The 8518-nt window shown below is 68.4% G+C and carries 5 protein-coding genes; 3 read left to right on the top strand and 2 right to left on the bottom strand.

The annotated features are described in order from the left end of the window. Positions 1–164 precede the first annotated feature (164 nt). The 3 genes from JHN63_RS42435 (at position 165) to JHN63_RS42425 (ending at position 3794) form a co-directional block, all read left to right on the top strand. The gene (locus JHN63_RS42435; RefSeq protein WP_200690473.1) at positions 165–1115 is read left to right on the top strand and encodes a PrsW family intramembrane metalloprotease; all 951 of its coding nucleotides are present in this window, start codon (positions 165–167) and stop codon (positions 1113–1115) included. 82 nt (positions 1116–1197) lie between these two features. Next, on the top strand, positions 1198–1437 hold the full coding sequence (locus JHN63_RS42430; protein ID WP_200690472.1) for a heavy-metal-associated domain-containing protein: 240 nt from the start codon (positions 1198–1200) through the stop codon (positions 1435–1437). 98 nt (positions 1438–1535) lie between these two features. After that, positions 1536–3794: a cation-translocating P-type ATPase gene (locus tag JHN63_RS42425; protein ID WP_200690471.1), complete on the top strand. Its 2259-nt coding sequence runs from the start codon at positions 1536–1538 to the stop codon at positions 3792–3794. Positions 3795–4707: 913 nt separating this feature from the next. Here JHN63_RS42425 and JHN63_RS42420 read toward each other — a convergent pair. Both JHN63_RS42420 and JHN63_RS42415 read right to left on the bottom strand, forming a co-directional pair. Beyond that, entirely contained in the window at positions 4708–5997 is a 1290-nt protein-coding gene (locus JHN63_RS42420) for a citrate synthase (protein WP_019065715.1), read from the bottom strand. A 180-nt stretch (positions 5998–6177) separates the two neighbouring features. After that, positions 6178–8466 (bottom strand): ATP-dependent RecD-like DNA helicase, encoded by a 2289-nt coding sequence (locus tag JHN63_RS42415; RefSeq protein WP_200690470.1) that lies wholly within the window; start codon positions 8464–8466, stop codon positions 6178–6180. Positions 8467–8518: the final 52 nt, after the last annotated feature.

Below are 8518 nucleotides of genomic sequence, written 5' to 3'. Positions count from 1 at the left end.
ACCACGGCTCCGCCCCCCTCACCCCCAGCCTCACCCCATAGGGCCCGCCGGTCACCCGGACGCCGACGGCCATGGCCAGGACGGCCGTCCCGGACTGCGGTGTGCCGCTTACCTACCATAAAGTGCCGGTAAATCTGCCCTGTAGGAGTACGAGGGGATTTGCCGTGACCTACTCTCCGCCGCCCGGCGCGCCCCGGGCCCGTATCCCCGGGCCGCAGCAGCCGCCGCCGACGTACCCCCAGATCCGCACCGGCCTGTGGAAGCAGTGCCTGGGCGGCGGGCTGGCGCTGTGGGTGCTGACCGCGCTGGTCACGTACGCGACGAAGAACACCACGCTGCTGCCGACCCTGATCCTGCTCGGCAGCTTCCTGGTGCCGGTGACCTTCGTCCTGTGGGCGTACGAGCGGCACGGGCGCGACCTGGGCGTCAGCGTGATCCTGGGCTGCTTCCTGACCGGGGGCACGCTCGGGGTGCTGGGCGCCTCGGTGATGGAGTACTACCTGTTGCACCCCTCCTTGTGGATGTTCGTCGGCGTCGGACTCATCGAGGAGGCCGTGAAGCTCGGGGCACTGATGTTCGTGCTGCGCCGGCAGCCGAGGCTGCACGGGATCCGCGCGGGACTGGTGCTGGGCGCGACGGTCGGCTTCGGTTTCGCCGCCCTGGAGAGCGCCGGTTACGCCTTCAACGCGGCCGTCTCCGCCAAGGGCATCGATCTGCGCGCCCTCCTGGAGACCGAGATCCTGCGCGGGGTCCTCGCCCCCTTCGGGCACGGCCTGTGGACGGCGGTCGCGGGTGCCGCCCTGCTCTCCTACCGGCAGTTGAACGGGCGCTTCCGTTTCACCGGGCCGGTCGTCGGCACATATCTCGGCGTCTCGTTGCTGCACGCCCTGTGGGACTCGACGCACGGCATCGCCATCTGGCTGGTCGCCCGGCTGTCGGGAACGGGCCTGGACAGGCGGTTGTTCGCCCAGGGGTACATCCCGCGGCCGACCGACCAGCAGGAGCACCTCTTCACGATGTTCTCGGTGGGCGGAATGGTGCTCGTGGCCCTGCTCGGCATCGGCTGGGTGCGGTCGCTGGCCCGCCGCGACCCCTCTTGGAGAAATACCCCCTAGGGGTATACTCTGAGGGCAGAGTGAGCCACCGTGGGCCACTCCGACCCCTTAGGCCTCCCCACGCCTCCACGAGGAGAACGACATGACCGCCCAGACCGACACCCAGGGTTCCGTCACCACCGTCTACAAGGTGAGCGGGATGAGCTGCGGGCACTGCGAGGGCTCCGTCTCCGGCGAGATCTCCGGGCTGCCCGGCGTCACCTCGGTGAAGGCCGTCGCGTCGACCGGCGAGGTCACCGTCGTCTCCACCGCCCCGCTCACCGACGAGGCCGTCCGCGCGGCCGTCGACGAGGCGGGCTTCGAGCTCGTCGGCCAGGCCTGAATCAGCACCGGCATCACACTTCTGTTCTCTCCGACCGGGCCGTGCCGACCAGCTGATACTGGCTCCGTGCGGTCCGGTCCGATGTCTGGAGTCCGGACATGACCAGCACCACCGCGACCGGCACCACCACAGGGACACCCATAGCCCCGGCCCCCGAAGCGGCCGAGGTCGAGCTGCTCATCGGCGGGATGACCTGCGCCTCCTGCGCGGCCCGCGTCGAGAAGAAGCTCAACCGCATGGACGGCGTCAGCGCCACCGTCAACTACGCGACGGAGAAGGCGAAGGTCAGCTACCCCGCGGGCATCCAGGTCGCCGATCTGATCGCGACCGTGGAGAAGACCGGGTACACCGCCGAGGAACCCGCACCCCCGGAGCCGGAGACACCGCCCCGCGACGACGATCCCGAACTCGCCTCCCTGCGCGAGCGGTTGACCGTCTCGGCCGTCCTCGCGCTGCCCGTCGTGCTGCTGTCGATGATCCCGGCCCTCCAGTTCGACAACTGGCAGTGGCTCGCGCTCACCCTCGCCGCGCCGGTCGTCGTCTGGGGCGGACTCCCGTTCCACCGGGCCGCGTTCACCAACGCCCGGCACGGCGCGGCCACCATGGACACCCTCGTCTCGGTCGGCACGCTGGCCGCGTTCGGCTGGTCGCTGTGGGCGCTGTTCTGGGGCGACGCGGGCATGGCCGGCATGCACGACGAGTTCCGCCTCACCGTCTCGCGCACGGACGGCGCCTCGACGATCTACCTCGAAGTGGCCGCCGGAGTCGTCGCGTTGATCCTGCTGGGCCGTTATCTGGAAGCCCGCTCCAAGCGCCGCGCGGGAGCGGCCCTGCGCGCGCTCATGCAACTCGGCGCCAAGGACGTGGCCGTACTGCGGGACGGTCGTGAAGTACGGCTCCCCGTGACCGAGTTGGCGGTCGGGGACCGTTTCGTCGTACGGCCCGGGGAGAAAATCGCGACCGACGGCACCGTCGTCGAGGGCGTCTCTGCGGTCAACGCGTCGATGCTGACCGGCGAGTCGGTGCCGGTGGACGTGGCACCGGGTGACACCGTCACCGGCGCGACCGTGAACGCCGGCGGGCGTCTGGTCGTAGAAGCGAGCCGGGTCGGTTCGGACACCCAACTCGCGCGTATGGCGCGGCTGGTGGAGGACGCGCAGAACGGCAAGGCCGAGGTGCAGCGGCTCGCGGACCGGATCTCCGGGGTCTTCGTGCCGGTGGTGCTGCTGATCGCGGTCGCCACCTTCGGGGTGTGGCTCGCGGTCACCGGCGATGTGGCCGCCGCGTTCACCGCGGCTGTCGCCGTGCTGATCATCGCCTGCCCGTGCGCGCTGGGCCTGGCCACCCCGACCGCCCTCATGGTCGGCACCGGCCGCGGTGCCCAGCTGGGCATCCTGATCAAGGGCCCCGAGGTCCTGGAGTCCACCCGCCGCGTCGACACGGTCGTCCTCGACAAGACGGGCACGATCACCACCGGCCGCATGACCCTCCAGGAGGTCTACGTCGCCGAAGGCACCGACGAGCGGGAGCTGCTGCGGCTCGCGGGCGCCCTGGAGCACGCCTCCGAGCACCCCGTCGCACGGGCCCTGGCGGCGGGCGCGGAGGAGCGGGTGGGCCCGCTGCCGTCGGCCGAGCACTTCGAGAACGTGCCCGGCCGTGGCGTACGCGGGCGCGTGGAGGGCCGTGAGGTGGCCGTGGGGCGCCTCTTCGACGAGCTTCCGGAGGAGTTGGCCCGCGCCAGGTCCGAGGCCGAGAGCGGCGGACGTACGGCCGTGGTGGTCGGCTGGGACGGAGCGGCGCGCGGGGTCCTCGCGGTCGCCGACGCGGTCAAGGAGACCAGCGCCGAGGCCGTACGGGAGCTGCGGGCCCTCGGGCTCACCCCGATGCTGCTGACCGGCGACAACCGCGCGGTGGCCGAAACCGTGGCCGCCGCCGTCGGGATCGCCCCCGGGGACGTCATCGCCGAGGTGCTTCCCGAGGACAAGGTCGCCGTCGTACGACGGCTCCAGGCCGAGGGGCGGACCGTCGCCATGGTCGGCGACGGCGTGAACGACGCGGCAGCGCTCGCCACCGCCGACCTGGGGCTCGCGATGGGCACCGGGACGGACGCGGCGATCGAGGCGAGCGATCTGACCCTCGTGCGCGGCGATCTGCGGGTGGCCGCGGACGCGATCCGGCTGTCCCGGCGGACACTGACCACCATCAAGGGCAATCTCGTGTGGGCTTTTGGATACAACGTGGCGGCACTGCCGCTCGCCGCCGCGGGCATGCTGAATCCCATGATCGCGGGGGCCGCGATGGCCTTTTCGTCGGTGTTCGTGGTGTCCAACAGCCTGCGACTCAGGACATTTCGCTGAAGTTCCGCAAAGTTACCGGGAGTTACGGGAACCTGAAGTAAGAGTCCCTCTAGAGACCGACGACGGCCTCACATAAGCTCTTCACAAGGCTCGCGCATCATCCTTACGCTGGGGTCCCGACCACGACATCGGGGCTCTTGCGCACCTAACGGACATATGCAAGAGACGCAGATCACAGTGATGTGAACGTAACCATCGAAGGGGTTCGAAGGTCTAAGTTGACGATGTCAGCAAGCGTCTTGGGGGGCGCGAACTGGCATCTGAGGATGTCTTGGGGGACTTCCTCAGAGATGCGTTGCCGGGACACGTACACCGGGGAGCTTTGAGCGGCCCTCCCGTCGTGCGATGTCCCGGCAGATCGCACACATCACTGGCTCCACCCGGTAGTACGAGGAGTTTTGCTCGTTCTACTCAACGAGGCTCAGCTCGATCGGGCCTCGGCAGTACGCAGTACAGCGATTTCAGGCGCTGGTTCTCAAAGACGCCCGGCCGGATCCCGTGGGGGGAATCCGCACCGGGACATGGGAAGGCGCCCTGTACGCCGGCCCGTGGGGGGACCGTCGGCAGGGCGCCTTCTTCCCACCCCTTTTTTTAAGGCTCGGTTCGCCTCCGGGGCGCCAAAGCCTGTGTCGAGAGCCCCACCGTGCTCGGCGCTGCGCGCCTCCGCGCTCCCCCACTCTCGGCTTCGCTCGAGCGGGAGGGGCGGCCCCCATGCCCTCTCGACACAGGCGCGCCCCTTCGGCTCACTCGCCGGATGAGGGCGAGGGAGTCAAAGGGGCGCTTGCTGCAGCACTGGGTGTTTTTGGCTTTTAGGGGCGCGGGGCTGTGACCTGTACGGCTCCGCCGCGTGGGCGCGAGCAGCCCCCACCGGGCCCGCGCCAAACACACAACGGACCCAGCGGAGCTGTTCGCTTCAGCGACCCTCGACCGGCACGAAGTCCCGCTCGACGACACCCGTGTAGATCTGGCGCGGGCGGCCGATGCGCGATCCGGGCTCCTTGATCATCTCGTGCCACTGGGCGATCCAGCCCGGCAGACGGCCCAGGGCGAACAGGACCGTGAACATCTCGGTCGGGAAGCCCATGGCCCGGTAGATCAGGCCGGTGTAGAAGTCGACGTTCGGGTAGAGGTTGCGCGAGACGAAGTAGTCGTCCGACAGCGCGTGCTCCTCGAGCTTCAGCGCGATGTCCAGCAGCTCGTCGGACTTGCCGAGGGCCGAGAGGACGTCGTGCGCCGCCGCCTTGATGATCTTGGCGCGCGGGTCGAAGGACTTGTACACCCGGTGGCCGAAGCCCATCAGGCGGACGCCGTCCTCCTTGTTCTTCACCTTGCGGATGAAGGAGTCGACATCGCCGCCGTTGGCCTGGATGCCTTCCAGCATCTCCAGGACCGACTGGTTGGCGCCGCCGTGCAGCGGGCCCCACAGCGCGTTGATGCCCGCCGAGATCGAGGCGAACATGTTGGCCTGCGAGGAGCCGACGAGGCGGACCGTGGAGGTCGAACAGTTCTGCTCGTGGTCCGCGTGCAGGATCAGCAGCTTGTCGAGCGCGGAGACGACGACCGGGTCGAGGTCGTACTCCTGCGCGGGGACCGAGAAGGTCATGCGCAGGAAGTTCTCGACGTAGCCGAGGTCGTTGCGCGGGTAGACGAACGGGTGACCGATCGACTTCTTGTACGCGTACGCCGCGATCGTCGGAAGCTTCGCGAGCAGCCGGATCGTGGAGAGGTTGCGCTGCTTCTCGTCGAACGGGTTGTGGCTGTCCTGGTAGAAGGTGGACAGCGCCGAGACGACCGACGACAGCATCGCCATCGGGTGGGCGTCGCGCGGGAAGCCCTTGTAGAAGTTCTTGACGTCCTCGTGCAGCAGGGTGTGCTGCGTGATGTCGTTCTTGAACACGGTGAGCTCGTCGACGGTCGGCAGCTCGCCGTTGATCAGCAGATAGGCGACCTCGACGAACGTGGAGCGCTCGGCCAGCTGCTCGATCGGGTAGCCGCGGTACCGGAGGATGCCCTCCTCACCGTCGAGGTAGGTGATGGCGGATTTATAGGCGGCGGTGTTCCCATAACCGCTGTCCAGCGTCACCAGACCGGTCTGAGCACGGAGCTTCCCGATGTCGAAGCCCTTGTCGCCGACGGTGCTGTCGATCACCGGGTAGGTGTACTCGCCGTCGCCGAACCGCAGTACTACAGAGTTGTCGCTCACGTCATCCCTCACCGACGTTGTGCCTCTTCTTCGAGGTTGCCCTGACTGTCTCTACCATCCCCCATTTGGCGCAGGAGAGTGCACTCGGGGTCGACCATTGGGCCTATTGGCGGCACTGAGTGCCGCCAACCTCCTCATCCTGCCCCCTCCACCCCGACAACTGGAAGTGCTGTGTGACCTTCACGACTCATTTGATCGATCATTTTTTACGGTCAGTCGGAAGTCCAGTGCCGTGCAGCGCCGCCCCGCCGACACCGTGCGCACGGCCTGGCCGATCGCCTTGCGCGATCCGACCAGCACGACCAGCTGTTTGGCCCGGGTGACGGCCGTATACAACAGGTTCCGCTGGAGCATCGTCCACGCGCTCGTGGTGACCGGGATCACGACGGCCGGATACTCACTCCCCTGCGAGCGGTGGATGGTGACCGCATACGCGTGCGCCAACTCGTCCAGTTCATCGAATTCGTACGGCACTTCCTCGTCCTCGTCCGTCAGCACGGTGAGGCGCTGGTCCACCGGGTCGAGTGAGGTGACGACGCCGACCGTGCCGTTGAAGACGCCGTTCTCGCCCTTCTCGTAGTTGTTGCGGATCTGGGTGACCTTGTCGCCGACGCGGAAGACCCGCCCGCCGAACCGCTTCTCAGGGACGTCGGGCCGACCGGGCGTGATCGCCTGCTGCAACAGCCCGTTGAGGTTGCCCGCGCCCGCCGGTCCCCGGTGCATGGGCGCGAGCACCTGTACGTCCCGGCGCGGGTCGAGCCCGAACTTGGCCGGAATCCGGCGCGCCACCACGTCCACGGTGAGCCGGCCGACCTCCTCCGTGTCGTCCTCGACGAAGAGGAAGAAGTCCTTCATGCCGTCGGTGACGGGGTGTTGGCCGGAGTTGATCCGGTGCGCGTTGGTGATCACGCCGGACTGCTGGGCCTGACGGAACACGCGCGTGAGGCGTACGGCGGGGATCGGACCGCCTTCGGCCAGCATGTCCCGCAGCACTTCGCCGGCGCCGACGCTGGGGAGCTGGTCGACGTCACCGACGAAGAGGAGGTGTGCCCCCGGGGGCACGGCCTTGACGAGCTTGTTGGCGAGGAGGAGGTCGAGCATGGACGCCTCGTCGACCACGACGAGGTCCGCGTCCAGGGGCCGGTCCTTGTCGTAGGCGGCATCGCCCCCGGGCTTGAGTTCGAGCAGGCGATGGACAGTTGAGGCGTCGGCGCCGGTGAGTTCGGCAAGTCGCTTGGCGGCACGGCCGGTTGGGGCGGCGAGGACGACCTTGGCCTTCTTGGCGCGGGCGAGTTCGACGATCGAGCGGACGGTGAACGACTTGCCGCAGCCGGGCCCACCGGTGAGGACGGCGACCTTCTTGGTCAACGCGAGCCGGACGGCGGCCTCCTGCTCGGGTGCGAGCTCCACGCCCGTCTTCCCCTTCAACCAGCCCAGCGCCTTGTCCCAGGCCACGTCGTGGAAGCCGGGCATACGGTCCGCGGTCGTGTGCAGGAGGCGGCGGAGCTGGGCGGCGAGGGAGAGTTCGGCGCGGTGGAAGGGGACGAGGTAGACGGCGGTGACGGCTTCCGAGTCCCCGTCGGGCCCGGGAACCTTCTCCCGTACGACACCGGGGTCGCCCCCCGACTCCTCGTCCGGGAGGGCGAGTTCGGCGAGGCACTCGATGACGAGTCCGGTGTCGACCTGGAGGAGTTTGACCGCGTCGGCGATCAGACGTTCTTCCGGCAGATAACAGTTGCCCTGGTCGGTGGCCTGGGAGAGGGCGTACTGGAGGCCCGCGTTGACGCGCTCCGGACTGTCATGGGGAATCCCGACGGACTGGGCGATCTTGTCGGCGGTGAGGAAGCCGATGCCCCAGACGTCGGAGGCGAGGCGGTACGGCTGGTTCTTGACGACGGAGATGGAGGCGTCGCCGTACTTCTTGTAGATCCGCACGGCGATGGACGTGGACACCTCGACGGTCTGGAGGAAGAGCATGACCTCCTTGATCGCCTTCTGCTCCTCCCAGGCCTCGGCGATCTTCTTGGTCCGCTTGGGCCCGAGCCCCGGAACCTCGATCAGCCGCTTGGGCTCCTCCTCGATGATCTGGAGCGTGTCCACGCCGAAGTGCTGCGTGATGCGGTCGGCGAAGACGGGGCCGATGCCCTTGACGAGACCGGAGCCGAGGTAGCGGCGAATGCCCTGGATGGTGGCAGGGAGGACCGTCGTGTAGTTCTCCACGGTGAACTGCTTGCCGTACTGGGGGTGCGAGCCCCAACGGCCCTCCATACGAAGGGATTCGCCGGCCTGGGCACCGAGAAGCGCGCCGACGACGGTCAGCAGGTCTCCCCCGCCGCGGCCGGTGTCGACGCGGGCGACCGTGTAGCCGTTCTCCTCGTTGGCGTAGGTGATCCGCTCCAGGACGCCTTCGAGGACGGCGAGGGTGCGCTCACCGGTGGGATTCCCTCGATGTGCCGGCTGGGTGGACATGGGTCGACGGTACCGGGCGGGTGTGACAGGGGTCAGGGGTGTGGGTGGAGGG

It is taken from the genome of Streptomyces sp. MBT65, assembly GCF_016612545.1.
In the GTDB taxonomy this organism is placed as follows: Bacteria; Actinomycetota; Actinomycetes; order Streptomycetales; family Streptomycetaceae; genus Streptomyces.
The sequence above is the reverse complement of the archived record's forward strand: the minus strand, read 5'-3'. Positions and strand labels throughout refer to the sequence as shown.

What these genes read in the sequence shown, in the direction of transcription:
- JHN63_RS42430 (WP_200690472.1), top strand. Translation starts at nt 1,198, where the DNA reads ATGACCGCCCAGACCGACACCCAGGGTTCCGTCACCACCGTCTACAAG.
- JHN63_RS42425 (WP_200690471.1), top strand. Translation starts at nt 1,536, where the DNA reads ATGACCAGCACCACCGCGACCGGCACCACCACAGGGACACCCATAGCC.
- JHN63_RS42415 (WP_200690470.1), bottom strand. Translation starts at nt 8,466, where the DNA reads ATGTCCACCCAGCCGGCACATCGAGGGAATCCCACCGGTGAGCGCACC.